Here is a 19826-nt window from a genome sequence, read left to right as displayed (position 1 = left end):
CCCCGCTCACCGCTGTCCGGCCGCACCCGGCCCGCTGCTGTCCAGCACGCTGACCACCGGCCCCATGGCCACCTGGCCCAGCCCGCAGATCGAGGACTTGCGCATCACCAACTCCAGCTCACGCAGTCGCTGCCTGCGTCGCTCGCTCAGCTCGCCCCCATTGTGAAGTGTGTCGATGAGCAGGTCGTGGGCCTTGGCTGAGCCCGCCCGGCACGGCACGCACTTGCCACAGGACTCGTCCCGGAAGAAGCGCAGCACGTTGGTTGCCGCGGCCAGCGTGTCCGTGCCCTCGGCGAGGACCACCAGCGCGCCCGAGCCCAGCATCGATCCAGCCTCGGCCAGGGTGCCGAAGTCCATCGGGACATCCAGGTGCTCGGGGCCGAGGAAGTTCGACGAAGCACCACCCGGCTGGACCGCGCCCGGATCGGCGCCGCCCGTCACGCCACCGGCTCGTTCCAGCAACTCGCGGATCGTGGTCCCCATCGGGACACAGTAGACTCCCGGTCTGGTAACATGCCCGGAAACAGCGAAGAACTTCAGTCCATCGCTGCCCCGGATTCCCTGTTCCTTCCACCAGTCCGCGCCACGTGAGGCTATGACCGGCACGTCGGCGAAGGTCTCCACCGAGTTCATCAGCGTGGGCTTACCCCACAGGCCGTACACCCCGGGAAAGGGTGGCTTGTTCCGCGGCTCGCCACGATGCCCTTCCAGGCACTCGATCAGCGCGGTTTCCTCACCGAGGATGTAGCCGCCGGGCGAGGTGACGATGTCCAGTGACAGCCGCACCCCGCTGCCGAGCACGTTCTGGCCGAGCAAGCCCATCTCGTGCAGGTGGGCGATCTCGTCGTGCAGCACCCGCTCCTCGGGCCCGTACTCGTGCCGGATGAACACGATGCCCTCCTCGGCGCCGGTGCAGACCATGCCCATCAGCATGCCCTCCAGTACCAGGTGAGCCTGCTCGGCCAGCAGCTGGCGGTCCTTGAACGTGCCTGGCTCGGACTCGTCGGCGTTGCAGATGGCGTACTTGATCGGCCCATCCTGGTCACGCACGATCTCCCACTTCTTGCCGGTCGGGAACCCGGCACCGCCCATCCCGCGCAGGCCCGAGCCTTTCAGTTCCTCGATCACCCGCTCCGGGGTGATGCGCCCCGCGAGCAGTGCACGCAGCGTGTCGTAGCGCTCCTCACGGGTACGGTAGGGATCGTTCGGCCAACCCTGCTCCGGGGCGTAGGAGACCGTCGGCCCGAGCTCCGTGTCGCCTGCGCGGCGTTGTTCGACGAGCCGCTCGACCTCGGGGATCCGCCCCGGCAGGTCATCGACCGTGGCTGCCGGGGCGATGTCGCACCTGCCAGGGCAGGAGATCTCGGATACCGCCACGTCGGGCTCACCGGCGAAGCGTCCGCGCAGCTGCTCGATCCGCTGCTCGGCCCCGGCCAGCCAGCAGCTGAGGTCGTGGCAGGCAGCGACGGTCACCCCGGCTGGGGGTTCGGTGCGGAAGTGTGGGTAGAACGAGATCAGGCCTTCGATCTCGTACAGCGGGCGCCGCTGTTGCCGGGCCAGCTCCTCCAGCTCCTCCCTCGGCAGCCAGCCGTGCCGATGCTGGATGTCCATCAGCATCGGGATCAGACTCGGCCCGCCGAACTTCCCGGCACGCGCCTCCACGCCGGGGACCTTCGCCGGGGCCTGGTTGCTGGTGGCGTGTGGCCGCGCTGTCACAGTGCGCTCCTTTCGCTCCGCCCGGCCTGCTCGCCTGCGCGCTCGGCCACCGGGGCGATGCGCACGGCGCAGAACTTGAACTCGGGGATCTTGCCCGTCGGGTCGATCTCGTCGATGGTCAGCAGGTTCGCCGCGGCTTCCCTGAAGTGGAACGGGATGAAGATGTTGCCGCGGGCCTCCCGGTGGGAGGCCTTGACATGCAGGGTGATCTCTCCGCGACGCGAGGTCACCCTGGCCAACCCGCCGTCGACCAGGCCCAGTTCAGCGACGTCGTCCGGGTGGACGTAGGCTTCGGCCCGTGGCGCGATGGTGTCCAACGCGTAGGAACGCCGCGTCATCGATCCGGTGTGCCAGTGTTCGAGCAACCGGCCCGTGTTGAGCACGAAGGGGTACTCCTCGGTCGGCAGCTCGGCCGCGGGCAACCACTCCGCTGGTTTCAGATGTGCCAGGCCGTCCGAGGTGTTGAACCGGTCGTCGAACAGCACGACCGTGCCGTCACTGTGCTCCGGATCCTCGTTAGGGTAGAGCTTGCCGGTCGAGGCGAGGTTGTCGTAGGTCAGGTTGGCGTAATCGGGCATCAGCCCGACCATCTCGTCGAACACCTCGCGCGGGGACTCGTACGTCCAGTCCAGCCCCAGCCGCCGCGCGATGTCCTGCACGATCCGCCAGTCCACCCGGGCATGGCCGGGCGGGTCGAACACCGTGCGCCCACGCTGCACGCGGCGATCGGTGTTGGTGTAGGTCCCGTCCTTCTCGAGGTAGGAGGAGGCGGGCAGGATCACGTCGGCGAACTCGGCGGTCTCGGTGAGGAAGATGTCCTGCACCACGAGGAAATCCAGTGACGCCAGTGCCTTGCGAACCTTGTTGATGTTCGGATCGGACAGGAACGGGTTCTCCCCGAGCATGTACATGCCACGGACTCCACCATCCAGGATGGACTGGACAACCTCGGTGACGGTGAGCCCGTTCTTCTCGGGCAGTCCGGTTCCCCATGCGCGTTCGAACGCCTCCCGAGCCTCGTCCCGCGACACGGACCGGTAGTTGGGGTAGAACATGGGAATCAACCCGGCATCGGAGGCTCCCTGCACGTTGTTCTGCCCACGCAGCGGGTGCAGCCCGGTTCCCGGCCTGCCGACGTTGCCCGTGACGCAGCACAGCGCGATCAGGCAGCGGGCGTTGTCGGTGCCGGTCACATGCTGCGAGATACCCATGCCCCAGTAGATGACCCCGGATCCCGCCTCGCCCCAGATCCGGGCGATCCGGCGGATCGTGTCGGCGTCCACGCCGGTTATCTGCGCGGCGAGCTCGGGCGGGTAGGCCTCGACGGTAGCGGCGAGCTCCTCGTAGTTCGCGGTCCGGTCGGTGATGAACTGCTCGTCGACCAGACCGAGCCGGATGATCTCGTGCATGATCCCGTTGTAGAGGGCCACATCGGTGCCAGGCTTGAGTTGGACGAAGATGTCCGCGTGATCGGCGATGGTGCCGGAGCGGGGATCGATGTAGATGATCGTTGTGCCGTTGCGTCGGGCCTGCTTGAAGAACGACGAGGCGACCGGGTGGTTGGCCGTGGCGTTGCTGCCGGTGATGATCGCGACATCCGCGTTCGCGATATCGCCGTAGGTGGTCGACACCGCCCCGGAGCCCACCCCCTCGAACAGCGCGGCCACGCTGGAGGCGTGGCACAACCGGGTGCAATGATCCACGTTGTTGGTGTGGAACGCGGTCCTGATCAGTTTCTGGAAGAGGTACGCTTCCTCGTTGGAGCACTTCGCCGAGCCGAAGCCGGCGATACCGTCGGGCCCGCTCTCGGCGAAGATCTGCCGCAGCTTGCCTGCCACCAGGTCCAGTGCCTCGTCCCAGCTGGCTTCGCGGAAGTGCGGTAGGACCTCGTCGTCGTCCACCAATCCCCCAGGCTTGCGGTTCGGCCTGCCCTCGCGGTTCGCCTCGGCGGCGTCGGCCTTGGTGTCCGAGGACAGCGGACCCTTGGGATAGGCCGACTCGCGCCGGATCAGCGGCGCGGTCAACCGTTGTGGCGAGGCCGCGTAGTCCCAGCCGTAGCGGCCCTTCACACACAACCTGCCCTGGTTACCGGGCTGGTCACGGCCCTCGGCGAACGAGATGGCGCCGCGCTCGCGGTCCACGTAGTACGTCAGAGCGCAGCCCACACCGCAGTACGGGCACACGGTGTCAACCGCGTCGAGCCGCTCCCGAGGCTGAATCGGGACGTTGTTGATGGGCTTGTTGGTCAACGCCCCCGTCGGGCAGGCGGCAACACATTCCCCACAGGTCACACAGGACGAGGAACCCATGGGATCGTCGAGATCGAAAGCGATGCGGGTCGCGTATCCCTTGCCCGTACGCCCGATGACGTCGTTTCCCTGCAGGTCATCGCAGGCGCGCACGCACCGGTCGCACAGGATGCAGGCGTCGTGATCGACCGCGATCACCGGGTTGGAGGTGTCGGTTCCCCTGGAGGGCCCCGCGAACAGGTCGTCGACACCGGTGATCCCCTGGCTGTCTGCGATGGTGAGGAGCTCGTTGTCGGCTGTGGTGGTCTGCTTGGGGTCGGACTCGCGCGGTGGTTGGTCGGCCAGCAGCAGCTCGGTGAGGACCTTCCGGCACTGCTCCACGCTTGGTGTGGAGGTCGCCACCGTCATATCGGGCTCGCAGGGGCGGACGCAGGACGCCGGGTAGGAGCGCGCTCCGGTATCGACGACGCACATGCGGCAGACGCCGACCGGCTCGTATCGTTCGTCGTGACACAGCGCCGGGATCTCGATGTCCAGTTGCTTGGCTGCCTGCCAGATCGTGGTTCCCTCGTCGACCGTGACGCTGCGGCCGTCGATGGTCAGCGTGACGGTTCGCCGCGATGTCGCTGCAGGAACAGGATCCCTCGGGGTCATGGTGTCGGCTCCGTACCTTCCCGTTCCGGTACCGCGCGCGGCCTGCCCTCGGGGTCAAGGCCGCGTTCCTCGTAGTAGATGTCGATCATGCTGCGGAGCCGTTCTCGCGTCAGGACGGCGCTGCGGCCGGAGGCCAGCTCGACCTCCTCGTCGAGGAAGCGGTCGGGAAGCCAATCGTCCCCGGCGCTCCACCCCTGGTCGATGTTGTACGCGCGTTTGGCGAGCACGATACGGCGAGCGGTCTCGCGCAGTTCCGTGCCGGTGACACCCCACCCGGTCACGGCGGCCAGCAGGGTCGCCCACTCCTCGAACGGTTCGGTGAACACTCCCCGCAGGAACTTGCAGAGTATCAGCGAATCCATCACCGCGGCGCGATCCTCGGTCTCGATCGCGGCGCGGACGTGCTCGGCCGAGCCGTGGACCCGGTCCAGCGTTCCCGAGAGGTCGGCTTCGTAGGCCCCGGATCGGTTGTGGTCGGCGCCGCGCGCGTTGACGGCCAGCCCGAGCGCCATGGACTGCATGGTGCGTGGCTCGTAGCCGGGCATCTCCAGCCCTTTGACGTGGGCGGCGAACGCCTCCGACCCGCATCCGACCCGCTGCGCCGCCCGGCGTGACCCTTCGGCTAGCAGCGCCCCGATACCGGTCCGGTCGCCGATCTCGTCGAGCACGCGTAGCAGGGCCCTGCCGTCGGCGAACCGCAGCCACGGCACGTCAAGCAGCCCGCGCTCGACACATTCCATCGCCCAGGCGATGGTGCCACCCGCGGAGATGGTGTCCAGCCCGAGCGCATCACACCGTGCGCTGGCTTCCAGCACGTCATCGGGATCGGACACCCCGCACATCGGACCGAGCGCGAAGACGTTCTCGTACTCCACCCGGGCCTTCTTGCCGGTGGACGATGCGTAGATGTGCTCGCAGCCGATGCTGCACGAGACGCAGGTGTCCCTGGCGATCGAGCGGCTGGCCGCCAGATCCTCGGCCGATAGTGCCGGGGCGTCCGCGAACGTGGCGGCCTGGAAGTTCCTGGTGGGGAGCGTATTGATCGCGTTGAACGCCAGCAGGTTCGCCAGCGTGCCCAGCTCGCGATACTTCGCGGTGGCGGGACCGAAGGAACGTTGCCGCAGGTCCTTGGCCGCTGCCAGCACCGCTTGCCGGTCAGCGGGCTCGACCCGGGTGCTACCCCGCACGGCCACGCACTTGACATTCTTCGCACCCAGCACCGCGCCGAGCCCACCACGTCCGGCGTGCCTGCCGTCGTGCGACAGCGTGGCATAGCGGACACGGTTCTCCCCCGCCCGTCCGATGGCAGCCACCCGCCACCGGCGTCCGTGGCGCTCGCGAACCGCTTCCTCGGCCTCGCCTGCGGACAGGCCGCCGAGCTCGCGGGCATCGGCGAGCCGCACTTCGCCGTCGTCGATCAGGATCGAGGTGAGCGTACCGGCGCGTCCGGTGATCACGATCGCGTCGTAGCCGGTGAGCTTGCCGGAGATGGCGAAGTGGCTTGACGCGAGCGCGTCGTTGAGCAGGCCGGTCAGCGGGGACTTAGCTACGACAGCGAACTTGGCGCTGGTGGTCAGCGGGGTACCGACCAGTGGGGAGAACACGAACGCCAGGGGAGCGGCAGCGCCGAGCGGATCGACACCGGCCGGGCAGAGCTGCCGCATCAGCCAGGTTCCCAGGCCCACGCCGCCGAGGTAGTCGCGCAGTACCCGCTCGGGCAGCGGCATGACCTCCTTCGAGCCGTCGGAGGCATCGATGACGAGGGCACGGCCGCAATAGCCGTAGGCAGGAGCATCCATGGTGCTCACCCACCCGCGTCCGCGGAGAGGAACGATACGGTGTCGCCGTGCTGCAACGGCCACAGCCGGTCTCCGCGGATTTGGTCGCCGTTGACCGCTGCAACGATGTGTCGGTCCAGTTCCAGCCCGAGCTGCTCGGCGGCTGAACCCAGGTTGGCCGCTCTGATGCGCGTGGGGGTGTGCGTGCGTCCGCCGGTAGCCAACACCCCGAAGCACTCGACGTGTACCTCGGGCGCTGCCCGCTCGCGCGCCTGCCGGTACTCCTCGGGCGTGTTGACATTGACCACCGCGTCGAGTTCGGGATCGGTAGCCGAGAGCTCGGGATCGGCAAGGAAATCCGCATCCTCGAGAGTCCGGACACGACACTCCTCGAAAAGATGGGCAGGGCGTGAGCGGCCCGCTTCGAGTAGCTTGGTCACGTGCCCGGCCAGCGAGGTGCGGTACCCAGCCGCCAGCGGTTGCCGGAACCCGTGCACGTGCGGCAGGACCACGTCAGGGGGAGTGTGCCACCCGGCCGCCGGATCGGTCCGGAAGCCACGTAGCACGGCCCGGACGAACCGCTCGTGGAGGAAGGGTAGGTCGGTCGAGCACACGAACGCTGTCCCGGCCTGCTTCGCGGCAACGGCCAAACCGACGGCGAGTCCCTGCATCGGCCCGCGTCCCTCTTCCGGATCCTCGTGAACAGCTATTATAGGAGGTAGAGCGGGCAAACGCTGCCCGGGCGCTCGCACGACGACGATCGGGCCGTCGACCACACGGCCGAGGATCCCGGTGACGTGTCGCAGCAGGGTTGAGCCGTGCCACTCCAGGGATGCTTTCGCTGTCCCCATCCGGGAGGAGCGGCCTCCGGCCAGCACGACCCCTGCGACGGAAGTCATACTGTAGACGGTATACGAAACGTCAAAGCAGCTCAGTCAACCTGCGGGAGATGCGGGAGATGATGAGCTCCCGCATGGCGTCGCGAACCCGCCCACGTAGTGGTACAGGGCGGTCAGCGCACCTCGCGGTCGGCCAGCGCGTACAGCGTCTCCTGGTCCATCCCGGCGGCTTCGATCTCCGCACCGTCGATGGCGCCACAGTGCAATCCCCGCAGCAGGAAGGTCGCCAGCGCCTGCGCGGTGGCGGGCTCGTCGAGGACACCGGAGCCGCCGGAGACGCCCAGATAGGCCCGAAACCGCTCGCTGGCGTCGGCGAATCCCGCCCTGAAGAAAGCGTAGGTCGCGGCGTAGCGCGTGACGAGCTGTCCAGGGTGCATGTCCCACCCCTGGTAGAAAGCTCGTTTCAGGGAACGCGTCACCAGCCGGGCGTGCAGCAGCCACGCCGCGCGCACCCTCTCGGTGTCGCCGGTGGGCAGTACGTTGGTGGAACCGTCCGACAGCCGCACACCGGTGCCAGCCACGGCCAGCTGCATGATCGCCTTGGCGTGGTCGGCCACGGGATGCTCCATGCTCTGCTGCGCCGGGGCCACATCGCAGGCCGCGCTGTAGTCGTAGGTGCCGTAGTGCAGGCCGAGCAACCGGTCACCCGCCGTGTGGACCATGCGCGCGATCGCGCTCGTGCCATCGGCAGCCAGGACCGCCTGCGGGGTCTCGACCTGGATCTCGTACCTGAGCTGCCCCTGCTGGAGCCCGTGCGCGCGCTCGAGCCACTCGCACAGTTCCGTCATGGCTTCGACCTGAGCCACCGCGGTGACCTTCGGCAGTGTGACGACGAATCCCGCGGGCAGCGCGCCTGCACGGCTGAGCGCGCCGAGGAACCCGTCCAGGGTGCGCACGCCCCGCTCGCGCGTGGCGGCTTCCAGGCTCTTGAACCGGATGCCGACGAACGGTGGGGCGCTGCCCCGCGCCTGGGCCTCGGCCAGCTCTCGGGCGGCGGCAAGCGCCGTGGCGTCCTCCTTCTCGTCGCCCGGCGCGCCGTAGCCGTCCTCGAAATCGATGCGCAGATCCTCGATCGGTTCGGTGCGCAGCTTGCCGATCAGCCGGGGGTGGATCTCGGTGAGTAGCGTGGCGTCGAGGCCGGTGCTCGCCGCCAGCGCTGCGGTGGTCGGCGCGTGCGCCTCCAGCGTGGCCAGCGCCTGCTGCCCCCAGGCCTGTGGCAGATCCGCGGTGAACTGATCGGCAGGCACGTAGACGGTGTGCACGGGCTGCCGTCCCGCGACCCGGCCGGGGTAGGCCGCCTTGAGCCACGCGTCGACCGGTGCCAGCCTGCTGTCCAGCGCGTCGAGCACGTCACCGCGTAGCCGCGCCGGCCAGGTCGCTGTGTCCGTCCCCATCGCACCTCCCGGTACGGGTTCCAGTACAACCGTTCTGCTATGCGAACCTTACATTCTGTATCGTGAAATACGCAACCGGCGGTGCGACGGGAGTCGTCGGGCATGCGGCGATTCCCGTGCGTGAGCGCGGGCTCGGGGATGTGGACAGTGGTCGGTGGTCAGCGCGGCGACCTTCAGGAGCCGACCTCGAGATCGTGCTCGTTCACCTGCTTCGACAGGCGCCTGGCTACGTCAATCACCAGCGGGGCGATGTGCGTTACGGCTTCCTTGGTCAGCCGCCCTTCCGGGCCGGAGACCGAGATCGCGGCAGGCACCGGAGCGTCGCTCAGCGGCACGGCGATACACCGCACGCCGAGCTCCTGCTCGCTCTCGTCGAGCGAGTAGCCCTGCTCGGCGATGGTGGCCAGATGGGAGAGCAGCTGGTCCGGTTCGGTGTGGGTGTGCGGGGTGTAGGCGGGCATACCGGTGCGACGCAGCAGCTCCCTTACCTGATCGGCCGGCAGTTGCGAGAGCATCGCCTTGCCGACGCCGGTGCCGTGCGGCAGCAACCTGCGCCCGACCTCGGTGAACATCCGCATCGAATGGGTGGAGGGCACCTGGGCGACATAGACGACCTCGTCGCGTTCCAGGACGGCGAGGTTGGCGGTCTCGCCGACCTGGTCCACCAGCTCGGCGAGGAACGGGCGCGCCCAGGTGCCGAACTGCCTGCTGGCGCTCTCGCCCAGCCGGATGAGTCGCGAGCCCAGCGCGTAGCGCCGGTTGGCGTTCTGGCGGACGTAGCCCAGCGAGAGCAACGTCCGGATCAGCCGGTGGATCGTCGGCATCGGCAGCCCGGTGGTGGCGGCGAGCTCGGACAGGCTCGCCTCGCCTCCGGTGTCGGCAAGCCCTTCGAGGAGCTCGAACGCGCGCTGCAGGGACTGCACTCCACCGGTGCTCTCGCGGCCTGATTTTCCGGTTGACACTCCTCGCTCCTCTCAGGCACCCAGGAGTAGCCTCTCGCGCGTACCGGCGAGTAGTACCTCAGAGTGTACTGTGCCAGTATCCCGACGTCGGGCTGCTCGTTCGGCCGGCCTGTTGGAGTGCGACTGCACACCCCAGCTTGGTCCTTCCGTAATGCAAAAACTATAGTCCGTCACGCAGATAATCGCAGTATTCAGTCAGTGTCCGTCGGTGCCCGTCGGCGCGCGTCGACGGGTGTGTCGTTGGCAGGGTGGAGTGTTCGCATGTCTGATGTTCATGTCATCGGTGGCCAGGTGGAGCGCGGGGACGAGATCCTGACCGCGGAAGCGCTGGCCTTCCTCGGCAGCCTGCACGAGAAGTTCGCCGCCCGCCGCGACGAACTATTGCGTGCCCGCACGGCACGTAGGGAGGAGGCCGCCCGCACCGGCAAGCTCGACTTCCTGCCGGAGACCGCCGAGGTGCGGTCGGCGGATTGGCAGGTCGCCGAGGCCCCTGAGGCACTGCGCGATCGCCGCGTGGAGATCACCGGTCCCACCGACCGGAAGATGACCATCAACGCCCTCAACTCCGGCGCCAAGGTGTGGCTGGCCGACCTGGAGGACGCCAACACGCCCCACTGGGAGAACGTGATCTCCGGTCAGGTCAACCTCTACGACGCGGCACGCAAGCAGGTGGAACTGCACACCCCGGAGAAGAGCTACACGCTGCGTACCGACATCGATCATCCGACCGTCGTCGTCCGGCCCCGTGGCTGGCACCTGCCGGAGCGCAACATCCGTATCGGTGACCGGGACGCCGTGGGCGCGCTGGTGGACTTCGGGCTGCACTTCTTCCACAACGCGGCCTACCTGGCCGAGCGGGGAGCCGGCCCGTTCTACTACCTGCCCAAGATGGAGAGTCACCTGGAAGCGCGACTGTGGAACGACGTGTTCACGTTCGCGCAGCAACAGCTCGGCATTCCGCACGGCACGGTGCGTGCCACCGTGCTGATCGAGACCATCCCGGCCGCGTTCGAGATGGAGGAGATCCTCTACGAGCTGCGCGACCACGCCGCCGGGCTGAACGCCGGTCGTTGGGACTACCTGTTCAGCGTGATCAAGACCTTCCGCGACGCGGGCGAGGGTTTCACCCTGCCGGACCGTAACTCCGTCACCATGACCGCCCCGTTCATGCGGGCCTACACCGAGCTGCTGGTGCGCACCTGCCACAAGCGCGGCGCGTTCGCGATCGGTGGGATGGCCGCGTTCATCCCGAACCGGCGTGACCCCGAGGTCACCGAGCGCGCCCTGGCCAAGGTGCGTGACGACAAGAACCGCGAAGCGGGTGACGGCTTCGACGGCTCCTGGGTGGCCCACCCCGACCTGGTCCCGGTCTGCCGGGAGATCTTCGACGGGGTACTCGGCGACAAGCCGAACCAGGTGGACCGCAAACGCGAGGACGTGGCGGTGACCGCGGAGCAGCTGCTCGACGTCGCCTCGACCCCCGGCAGCTGCACCGCGGAAGGGCTGCGCGGCGCCATCGATGTCGGGCTGCGCTACATCGCTTCCTGGCTGGGCGGTACCGGTGCCGCCGCGATCCACAATCTGATGGAGGACGCAGCCACCGCGGAGATCTCCCGTTCGCAAGTGTGGCAGTGGGTGCACACCGGCGTGGTGCTCGACGACACCGGCGAGAAGGTCACCAGGGAGCTGGTGCGGCGCGTGCTCGGTGAGGTGCGTGCGGAGCTCGCCGAGATCATCGACAGCTCGCTGCTCGACCCGGCCGCCGAGCTGTTCGAGCAGGTCGCCCTCGCCGACGAGTTCCCTGACTTCCTCACGCTGCCCGCTTACGAGCGGATCAGCTGATCCTCGGCCGGTCGGTGCCCCTGACTAGCCCCAGCGCCTCCCGGATCCGCTTCTCGCGGATCCGGGGGTGCTGGTTCGGGCAGCTCGAACACTTGTCGCCGCCGGTCGCCCTGTCGATCAGGCAACAGGACACCCGGCGGGTGACGCACTGGCCATCGAGGTCGAGGTAGCGAGGTCGCGGCATGGCGGGCCCGATCGCCTCGGCCAGCGGCGCCGCCAATCCGGTGGCGCCGGGCACCTCCCCTGTGGCCTGACCGGCCCACAGCAACCGGTTGGCGATCGAGTCGGCCGCGATCGCCCATAACGCCGTGGTGCGCGCCCCGCTGACCGCGGCGAACCGTTCGACCACCGCGCCGAGCGCCTCGCCGAAGGCGGCGCCGAGCCCGGTGAGGTCATCACGTCCGCCGGGTAACACCCGCGCGGAGCGAGCGCCGGTGAAGCGCCCGTCGGCACGGACGTACAGCGTGACCGCCTCGAGTGATGGATCGAGCGGGGTACCGGTCAGCACCAGCGACTCCAGCGCGGGAGCCACCAGGACCGAGGACGCCGAGTACCACGACACGGTGGCGAGCGCCCGCGCGGAAGCATCCCCGTACAGCGCGCCAGCCAGCTCGATCCTGCCCCGGATCCAGCAGGCATCGGCGAGCCGCGCGGCGGGAACCGCCGTGGCCTCGGGCCCGACAAGCGCTCCCGCGTGAAACGGCATCCCCTGGTCCAGCGCGCGATATACCGCCGCCGTGTCGATGTGGCCTGCCATGTTCCTCCCCGAACTAGTTAGTGAGGCCGAAACGTCACCGTAACGCAACACTCGTGATGGTTCACGACACGGAAACGTCACACGCGATCGATCGCAATATGACGTGCCCATGCTCTCTTGCCAGGTCCCGTAACCGATTCACGAACGAATAGGGAGAGAGCATGGATAGCGGTGATACCGCATGGCTGCTCACGAGTGCGGCGCTCGTGTTGCTGATGACGCCCGGTCTCGCGCTCTTCTACGGCGGCATGGTCCGCTCCAAGAGCGTGCTGAACATGATGATGATGTGCTTCGGGGCCATGGGCGTGGTCGCCGTGCTGTGGCTGGCGTTCGGCTACTCGGTCGCCTACGGCGAGAGCATCGGTTATCTGCTGGGTAACCCGACCGATTACCTCGGGCTCAGCGGGGCGATGGGACCGGATGCCGCAGGCGACTACGAGCTCTACGGCGGCGTGCCGGTATCGGTTGACGCGGCCTTCCAAGCCATGTTCGCGATCATCACGGTGGCACTGATCGCCGGAGCCATCGCCGATCGCGCGCGCTACGGCGCCTGGCTGCTGTTCGCCGCCGTCTGGGTGACGGTGGTGTACTTCCCGGTCGCCCACTGGGTCTGGGGTGGCGGCTGGATCGAGGAAATCGGCACGCTGGACTTCGCGGGCGGCACAGCGGTGCACATCAACTCCGGTGCGGCCGCGCTCGCGCTGGCGATCGTGCTCGGCAAACGCAAGGGCTGGCCGCGCGAGCCGATGAAGCCGCACAACCTGCCGCTGGTGATGCTCGGCGCGGCCCTGTTGTGGTTCGGCTGGTTCGGCTTCAACGCCGGTTCCGCTTACGCCGCCGACGGGGTCGCTGGTGCGGCCTTCGTCAACACGATCGGTGCCACCGCGGCGGCGATGCTCGGCTGGCTGCTGACCGAGCGGCTCCGTGACGGCCGTCCCACCAGCCTCGGCGCCGCCTCCGGCATCGTCGCCGGGCTCGTGGCGATCACGCCGGCAGCGGCCCACGTAGACGTGTGGGGCGGGTTCGCCATCGGCTTCGTGGCGGGCATCCTGTGTGCTCTGGCCGTCGGGCTGAAGTACCGGCTGGGCTACGACGACTCGCTGGACGTGGTGGGCATCCACCTCGTGGGTGGGCTGATCGGCACCGCGATGATCGGGCTGGTCGCCACCGAGGTCGTGGACGGCGAGAACAACGGCCTGTTCTACGGCGGCGGCATCGGGCTGTTCGGGCTCCAGCTCGTCGGTGCGATCGGGGTGCTGATCTACTCCTTCGTCATCGCGCTGATCATCGGAGTGGTGCTGCAGAAGACGATCGGCTTCCGGGTCAGCGAGGAGGTCGAGCTCGGCGGCATCGACGAGGTCGAGCACGCCGAGGCTGGCTACGACTTCGGCCAGGCCAGCGGCGGACGCACGACCGCGACGCCCACCGCTGGTGCCAGCGCCACCTCGAAGATCCAGGAGGGTAGGTCATGAAGCTGATCACCGCCATCGTCAAGCCGTTCACCCTGGAGGATGTGCGTTCCGCGCTGGAGCGCGAGGGCGTACTCGGGATGACCGTCAGCGAGGTTCAGGGCTACGGCAGGCAGAAGGGCCACACCGAGGTCTACCGCGGTGCCGAGTACGCCGTCGACTTCGTCGCCAAGATGCGCATCGAGGTGGTCACCGACGACAGCCACGCGGACCGGGTGATCGACGCGATCGCCGAAGCCGCCAACACCGGCAAGATCGGTGACGGCAAGGTCTGGGCGACGCCGGTGGACACCGTGGTGCGCGTGCGTACCGGCGAGCGTGGCACCGACGCGCTGTAGCCACGCCGGAGGCCCGCGACCTACGGAACGGCGTCCCGAAGGCCGTTCCGTAGGTCGCGCCTCGTCCCGAGTCCCGTCGCGCCACGGAGGCACACCGTGCTGGTAGGAGATCTCACCGCGGCCGCGGAACGGTTGCTCGACAGCGCGCGGGCGCGGGGCACCGACGGCCGTGCGAGCGCCACGACGCTGCGCGGCTCGCTCGCCGACCTCTACGAGCTCTGGCTAGGCCACCGGGCAGGTCAGGCGGGTATCGGTGGCGGCGGGTCCGGGGTGGCGCTGCTGGCGGTGGGCAGCCTCGGGCGCAGGGAGCCGGTGCCGTACTCGGACCTGGACCTCGTCCTGGTCCACCGGGACGTGGCCGGAATCGACGATCTCGCCCACGCGCTGTGGTACCCGCTCTGGGACGCCGGGATCGGGCTCGATCACGCCGTGCGCACCCCCAAGGAGGTGCTCGATGTCGCAGGGCGGGACCTCCGCACCGCGCTGGGACTGCTGGACGCGCGATTCCTCGCAGGCGATGCGGACCTGGCTCACGAGATCATCGCGACCGCGCGGCAGCAGTGGCAGCGCGGCGCGCGCTCGCGGGTCGCCGAACTCGCCGAGGCCGTACGCGCCAGGTGGCACTCGGCTGGCGAGATCGGGCAGCTGACCGAACCCGATCTCAAGTACTCCGGCGGCGGGTTGCGCGACGTGGGGCTGCTGGATGCTCTCGCCGCCGCTCAGTTGACCGACCGCAATAGCGACGAGGTACGGGCCGCACGAGCGTTGCTCCTGGACACCCGCACGCAGCTGCGGGTCGAGCTGCGCCGTGACCGCGACGTGCTGGATGCCGCCACGGCTGCCTCCGTGGCGAGCGCATGGGGGATGCGGGACCGGTTCGCGCTGGCTCGCGAGCTGTCAGGGGCAGGGCGCGCGGTGCGTTACGCGCTCGAGGTCGGGTTGCGGACCGGGCGGCGCTCCACCAAGCGGATACGCGGTCTGCGGGCGAAGCGCAAGCCACTGGCGGACGGCGTGGTACTGCACGACGACGAGGTCGCGCTGGCACGAGGCGCCGACCCACGTGCTGACGAAGGGTTGCTGCTCCGGGTGGGTGCGGCGGCGGCTCGGGGTGGCCATCCCATCGGCCAGGGGACGCTGCGGCTGCTCGCCGACACCGCGCCCGAGCCGCGCGCGCCGTGGTCGGCGTCGGTGCGGGCTGAGCTGATCGGCCTGCTCGGTGCCGGCGAGGGGCTGTACGACGTGGTGGAAGCTTTCGACCGTCACGGGCTGTGGGGCAGGTTGTTCCCGGAATGGGGGGCGGTACGGGACCTGCAACCGAGGGAACCCGTGCACACGTGGACCGTCGACCGTCACCTGCTGGGGACCTGTGTGGCGGCAACCGAGCGGTCGACCACGGTCGCGCGCCCGGACCTGCTGATGCTGGGGGCGTTGCTGCACGACATCGGAAAGGGACGCGATCGCGATCATTCCGAACTCGGCGCCGAGATCGCCAGGAGCGTCGCCGACCGGATCGGCCTGCCCGACGGCGATGCCGCCCTGGTGTCCGGCATGGTGCGCCACCACCTGCTGCTGCCCACCACCGCGATGTACCGGGACATCAGCGAGCCCCGCACCGTGAAGCGGGTGGCACGGGCCATCGGTGGGGATCCGCTGCTGCTCGAGTTGCTGCACGCGCTGGCCTATGCCGACGGGTGCGCCACCGGCCCCGGTACGTGGACCGCGTGGCGGGCGGGACTGGTCGCCGAGCTGGCGAGTCGCTGCCTGCAGATCATCGACGGCAAGCGGCTGGCGCGGCCCGAGCCGCTCGACACGGCGCAGCGCGAGCTTGCCGAGGCCGCCGTGTCTTCGGGCACCGCGGGGGTGACGGTATCCGTCGACGGATCGGTGGTCACGGTGACCGCGGCTGCCGCGCGGGCATCGGACGTGCTCGTCCCGATGACGGGCGTGCTCGCACTGCATTCGCTCGAGGTGCACGCGGCGACGGTGCGGCAGCACGCGGGCACGCCGGTCGGGGTGTTCACCGCGGCGCCGCGCTTCGGCACGCCACCGGAGGCGACGCTGCTGCGCGAGCAGGTCACCCGGGCGCTGCACGGCACGCTCGCGGTGCACGAGCGGCTGGCCGCCAAGGAACGCGACTACGCGTGCCCGCGGCCGCGGCAGGTCACCCCGCGGGTGAGCTGGGAGGAGGAGGACTCGCCGCAGCGGGACGTGGTGCTGATGGAACTGCGTGCGGGTGACCGGATCGGGTTGCTGTATCGCGTCGCGTGCGCGCTACGCGAGTGCCGCGCGGAGGTCAGCTGGCTGCGCGCGGTCAGCCACGGGACGTGGAGCGTGGACGCCTTCGCGCTGCGCCACCTGGACGGTGCCCCGGACCACGACTGGCGTCAGCAGGTGCAGCATGCCGTCATCGCCGCAGCCGCTGACTGAGATTGGCTGAGACGGGCCTCCACCCCGTGTCCAGCGCATCGGCACCCTGTGTCGGGCGTGCCGTCACAGCGGGCGCCCCCGGCACGGTAGGTGGACATCCCGCTGTGATCACCCGAATAGGGGCATCGCGGGAGGAATGAGATGCGTAGAACTACTCATGGCATGCGCGGCGCTCTCCGCTGTCCGCGGCGCCGGGCGTCGGGCAGTCTGGAGACGTCCTGCTCGACAAGGGGGCAGAGCAGGGCACTGGCGGGGGCCGGTCCGGTCGCGAGGTACTGGGGGTCTGGCGACACGGGCGGCCCGCACGCCGGACTCACGCCGGGCCGATCGGGACGGATCGGCCGAGCTCGCTCGGCCCGGCGTGGCCCGGTATGCGGGGGCCGGCTCGTACGAGGGGGGCGAGCCGGTCCCCGCGCCAGGTCGGCAGCCACCGGTGACCACCGGTGGCTGCCGGTGATTGTCGGTGATTGCCGGTAGGCGTCCCGGTATCGCGGGTGGAGGGGGCCGCGATACCGGGCGCTGCGGTGCCGCCCCGCAGCGGGGTTCGGCGCTCGGGATACGCTGGAGGGTGCGGGTACCTCGTGCCAGGAACCCCCTCACGGGGGCAATACCGAGCAACCACGACCAGCGGGAGTGCGCACCAGTGTTCGACACCCTGTCCGATCGCCTCACCTCGGTCCTGCAGAACCTGCGTAGCAAGGGAAAGCTGTCGGAGGCCGACATCGATGCCACGGCGCGGGAGATCCGCGTCGCCCTGCTCGAGGCCGACGTCGCGCTGCCCGTGGTGCGCGGGTTCATCTCGCAGGTGAAAGAACGCGCCAAGGGGGCGGAGGTCTCGCAGGCGCTCAACCCCGCTCAGCAGGTCATCAAGATCGTCAACGAGGAGCTGGTCAGCATCCTCGGTGGCGAGAGTCGCAGGCTCAACCTGGCCAAGACACCGCCGACAGTGATCATGCTCGCCGGTCTCCAGGGTTCGGGTAAGACCACGCTCGCAGGCAAGCTCGCCATGTACCTGAAGAAGCAGGGACACACCCCGCTGCTTGTCGCCTGCGACCTCCAGCGACCGAACGCGGTCACGCAGCTGCAAGTGGTCGGCGATCGCGCAGGCGTTTCGGTGTTCGCTCCCGAAGAGGGGAACGTGTCGTCGACCGCGACCGAGTCCGCACCGGCGGCGACCGGCGACCCGGTGGACGTGGCGCGGCGCAGCATCGACGAGGCCCGTCGCGCCCAACACGACTTGGTCATCATCGACACCGCGGGCCGCCTGGGCGTCGACGAGGAGATGATGCGCCAGGCCGCCGACATCCGCGACGCCGTCGAACCGGACGAGACGCTGTTCGTGGTGGACGCGATGACTGGTCAGGACGCCGTCACCACGGCGGAGGCCTTCCGCGACGGTGTCGGCTTCACCGGGGTCGTGCTGACCAAGCTCGACGGTGACGCCCGCGGCGGTGCCGCGCTGAGCGTGCGCGAGGTGACCGGTCAGCCCATCCTGTTCGCCTCGAACGGGGAGAAGCTCGCCGATTTCGACGCCTTCCACCCGGACCGGATGGCGAGCCGGATCCTGGGCATGGGCGACATGCTGACCTTGATCGAGCAGGCCGAGCAGGCGTTCGACCAGCAGCAGGCCGAGCAGACGGCCGCGAAGATCGGTTCGGGGGAGCTGACGCTGGAGGACTTCCTCGAGCAGATGCTGTCGGTGCGCAAGATGGGCCCGATCGGCAACCTGCTGGGGATGCTGCCCGGCGGCGGTCAGATGAAGGAACAGCTGGCGGACTTCGACGATTCGCATCTGGACCGGCTGCAGGCGATCATCAGGGGGATGACGCCCGCGGAACGCGCCAATCCCAAGATCATCAACGCCTCCCGCAGGCTGCGGATCGCCAACGGATCCGGGGTGCAGGTGCGGGAGGTCAACGACCTCGTCAACCGGTTCTTCGAGGCCCGCAAGATGATGGCGCAGATGGCGGGAAGCTTCGGCATGGGCGGTGGCTCCGGCGGGGGAACCAAGAAGAACCGCAAGGGCAAGAAAGGCAAGAAAGGCAAGGGGCGCGGCCCGACACCGCCGAAAGTCAAGGGCGGTATGCCGGGAGGAATGCCGATGCCACCCGCAGGAGGTGCAGGCGGGCCGGACCTGTCCAAGCTCGGTGGCGGTATGAACGAGTTGCCTCCTGGCTTCGACCCGTCCAAGCTGAAGTCGCCGAAGAAGAAGTAGGCGGGTCGGGTCGTTGATGACCGAGTCGGTGGCCGGTTCCCCGCAGCAACGCGCCCTCCACCTGCGCGGCATCGTGTTGCCGGAGGGCGAGCAGCGCGATCTCTGGGTCAGCGACGGCACGATCGGATTCACCGAGATCTCGGGCGCCGACACGGTGGCCGGTGGCGGCTACCTCGTGCCGGGGCTCGCCGATGCGCACTGCCATCCCGGCATCGCCGAGCAGGGAGGCACCGCGACGCTGGCCGAGGCCCGGCGGCAGGCCGCCACCGATCTCGACGGTGGCACGATGCTGATCAGGGACTGCGGCGTGCCGATGGACAACAGGCCGCTGCAGCGGGACGGGCAGCTGCCGCGCATCATCCGGGCGGGACGGCACTTGGCACTGGCCAAGCGTTATATCCCGGGGCTGGGCATCGAGCTCGACGATCCCGAGCTGCTGCCGCAAGCCGTCGCGGAACAGGCGGCCAACGGCGACGGCTGGGTCAAGATCGTCGGCGACTGGATCGACCGGTCGGTGGGCGACCTCGCCCCGCTGTGGCCGGAGAATGTGCTGAGCGAGGCCATCGACCGGGCACACCGCGCGGGTGCCCGGGTCACCGCGCACGTCTTCGGCGAGGACGCGCTGGAAGGTTTGGTCCGTGCCGGGATCGATTGCCTGGAGCATGCGACGGGGCTGCTGTCCGCCGGCCTGGTCGACGAGGTCGCCCGCCGCGGCATCGCCGTGGTGCCCACGCTGATCAACATCGAGAACTTTCCCTTGATCGCCGATCAGGCGGCGAAGTACCCCACGTACGCGGCGCACATGCGGGCACTGAACGCCGGCGTCGGCGACATGGTGCGGGCCGCGTACGAGGCGGGTGTGCCGCTGTACGCAGGCACCGACGCGGGAGGCATGATCGCGCACGGCCGGATCGTCGACGAGATCGCCGCGTTGCATCACGCGGGCCTGCCGAGCGAGCAGGCGCTGGCAGCGGCGTCCTGGCGAGCCAGGGAGTGGCTGGGCTACCGGGGGATCGTCGACGGGGCGGAGGCGGACCTGCTGGTATTCGACCGCGACCCGCGGCGGGATCCGGACGTGTTGCGCACCCCCGCCCGTGCCGTGCTTCGGGGCATGGTTGTGCGGTGA

The 19826-nt window shown here is 69.1% G+C and carries 13 protein-coding genes; 6 read left to right on the top strand and 7 right to left on the bottom strand.

Translation table 11 applies throughout. The features are described 5' to 3' along the window. Positions 1-6 precede the first annotated feature (6 nt). From F8178_RS10180 to F8178_RS10155, 6 genes are all read right to left on the bottom strand, one after another. The gene (locus F8178_RS10180; protein WP_317494469.1) at positions 7-1716 is read right to left on the bottom strand and encodes an NAD(P)H-dependent oxidoreductase subunit E; all 1710 of its coding nucleotides are present in this window, start codon (positions 1714-1716) and stop codon (positions 7-9) included. Then, the gene (gene fdhF / locus F8178_RS10175; RefSeq protein ID WP_317494468.1) at positions 1713-4619 is read right to left on the bottom strand and encodes a formate dehydrogenase subunit alpha; all 2907 of its coding nucleotides are present in this window, start codon (positions 4617-4619) and stop codon (positions 1713-1715) included. The genes F8178_RS10180 and fdhF overlap by 4 nt, the downstream gene beginning before the upstream one ends. Continuing rightward, the gene (locus F8178_RS10170; protein ID WP_317494589.1) at positions 4616-6418 is read right to left on the bottom strand and encodes an aldehyde ferredoxin oxidoreductase family protein; all 1803 of its coding nucleotides are present in this window, start codon (positions 6416-6418) and stop codon (positions 4616-4618) included. The genes fdhF and F8178_RS10170 overlap by 4 nt, the downstream gene beginning before the upstream one ends. A 5-nt stretch (positions 6419-6423) precedes the next feature. Continuing rightward, positions 6424-7296: an NTP transferase domain-containing protein gene (locus F8178_RS10165; protein WP_317494467.1), complete on the bottom strand. Its 873-nt coding sequence runs from the start codon at positions 7294-7296 to the stop codon at positions 6424-6426. Positions 7297-7409: 113 nt separating this feature from the next. Beyond that, entirely contained in the window at positions 7410-8690 is a 1281-nt protein-coding gene (locus F8178_RS10160; protein WP_317494466.1) for a DUF6986 family protein, read from the bottom strand. A gap of 173 nt (positions 8691-8863) precedes the next feature. Next, positions 8864-9652, bottom strand: coding sequence for an IclR family transcriptional regulator (locus F8178_RS10155; RefSeq protein WP_317494465.1), 789 nt, complete (start codon positions 9650-9652; stop codon positions 8864-8866). Between the two features lie 261 nt (positions 9653-9913). Between F8178_RS10155 and aceB the strand changes: the two genes are divergently transcribed. Next, entirely contained in the window at positions 9914-11494 is a 1581-nt protein-coding gene (aceB, locus tag F8178_RS10150; RefSeq protein ID WP_317494464.1) for a malate synthase A, read from the top strand. Here the strand turns inward: aceB and F8178_RS10145 are convergent. Then, the gene (locus F8178_RS10145) at positions 11487-12200 is read right to left on the bottom strand and encodes a (2Fe-2S)-binding protein (RefSeq protein WP_317494588.1); all 714 of its coding nucleotides are present in this window, start codon (positions 12198-12200) and stop codon (positions 11487-11489) included. The two genes, aceB and F8178_RS10145, sit on opposite strands and share 8 nt — an antisense overlap. 212 nt (positions 12201-12412) lie before the next feature. Between F8178_RS10145 and F8178_RS10140 the strand changes: the two genes are divergently transcribed. The 5 genes from F8178_RS10140 (at position 12413) to F8178_RS10120 (ending at position 19826) form a co-directional block, all read left to right on the top strand. Then, positions 12413-13723, top strand: a complete 1311-nt coding sequence (locus F8178_RS10140; RefSeq protein ID WP_317494463.1) for an ammonium transporter — start codon at positions 12413-12415, stop codon at positions 13721-13723. Next, positions 13720-14058: a P-II family nitrogen regulator gene (locus tag F8178_RS10135; protein ID WP_317494462.1), complete on the top strand. Its 339-nt coding sequence runs from the start codon at positions 13720-13722 to the stop codon at positions 14056-14058. Before F8178_RS10140 ends, F8178_RS10135 begins: the two co-directional genes overlap by 4 nt. A 96-nt stretch (positions 14059-14154) precedes the next feature. After that, entirely contained in the window at positions 14155-16485 is a 2331-nt protein-coding gene (locus tag F8178_RS10130) for a [protein-PII] uridylyltransferase (RefSeq protein ID WP_317494461.1), read from the top strand. Between the two features lie 643 nt (positions 16486-17128). Then, positions 17129-18700 carry a signal recognition particle protein gene (ffh, locus tag F8178_RS10125; protein WP_317494460.1) on the top strand — a complete coding sequence of 524 codons (1572 nt, stop codon included), beginning with the start codon at positions 17129-17131 and terminating at the stop codon, positions 18698-18700. Positions 18701-18716: 16 nt separating this feature from the next. Beyond that, the gene (locus tag F8178_RS10120; RefSeq protein WP_317494459.1) at positions 18717-19826 is read left to right on the top strand and encodes an amidohydrolase family protein; all 1110 of its coding nucleotides are present in this window, start codon (positions 18717-18719) and stop codon (positions 19824-19826) included.

Source organism: Haloechinothrix sp. LS1_15 (assembly GCF_033042135.1).
GTDB lineage: Bacteria > Actinomycetota > Actinomycetes > Mycobacteriales > Pseudonocardiaceae > Haloechinothrix.
Note: the sequence above shows the minus strand (reverse complement) of the source record. Positions and strands in the feature narration are given on the sequence as shown.

Coding starts and splice junctions, on each gene's coding strand:
- fdhF (WP_317494468.1), bottom strand. CDS start 4,619: ATGACCCCGAGGGATCCTGTTCCTGCAGCGACATCGCGGCGAACCGTC.
- F8178_RS10160 (WP_317494466.1), bottom strand. CDS start 8,690: ATGGGGACGGACACAGCGACCTGGCCGGCGCGGCTACGCGGTGACGTG.
- F8178_RS10120 (WP_317494459.1), top strand. CDS start 18,717: ATGACCGAGTCGGTGGCCGGTTCCCCGCAGCAACGCGCCCTCCACCTG.
- F8178_RS10165 (WP_317494467.1), bottom strand. CDS start 7,296: ATGACTTCCGTCGCAGGGGTCGTGCTGGCCGGAGGCCGCTCCTCCCGG.
- F8178_RS10145 (WP_317494588.1), bottom strand. CDS start 12,200: ATGCCGTTTCACGCGGGAGCGCTTGTCGGGCCCGAGGCCACGGCGGTT.
- F8178_RS10135 (WP_317494462.1), top strand. CDS start 13,720: ATGAAGCTGATCACCGCCATCGTCAAGCCGTTCACCCTGGAGGATGTG.
- F8178_RS10170 (WP_317494589.1), bottom strand. CDS start 6,418: ATGGATGCTCCTGCCTACGGCTATTGCGGCCGTGCCCTCGTCATCGAT.
- F8178_RS10140 (WP_317494463.1), top strand. CDS start 12,413: ATGGATAGCGGTGATACCGCATGGCTGCTCACGAGTGCGGCGCTCGTG.
- aceB (WP_317494464.1), top strand. CDS start 9,914: ATGTCTGATGTTCATGTCATCGGTGGCCAGGTGGAGCGCGGGGACGAG.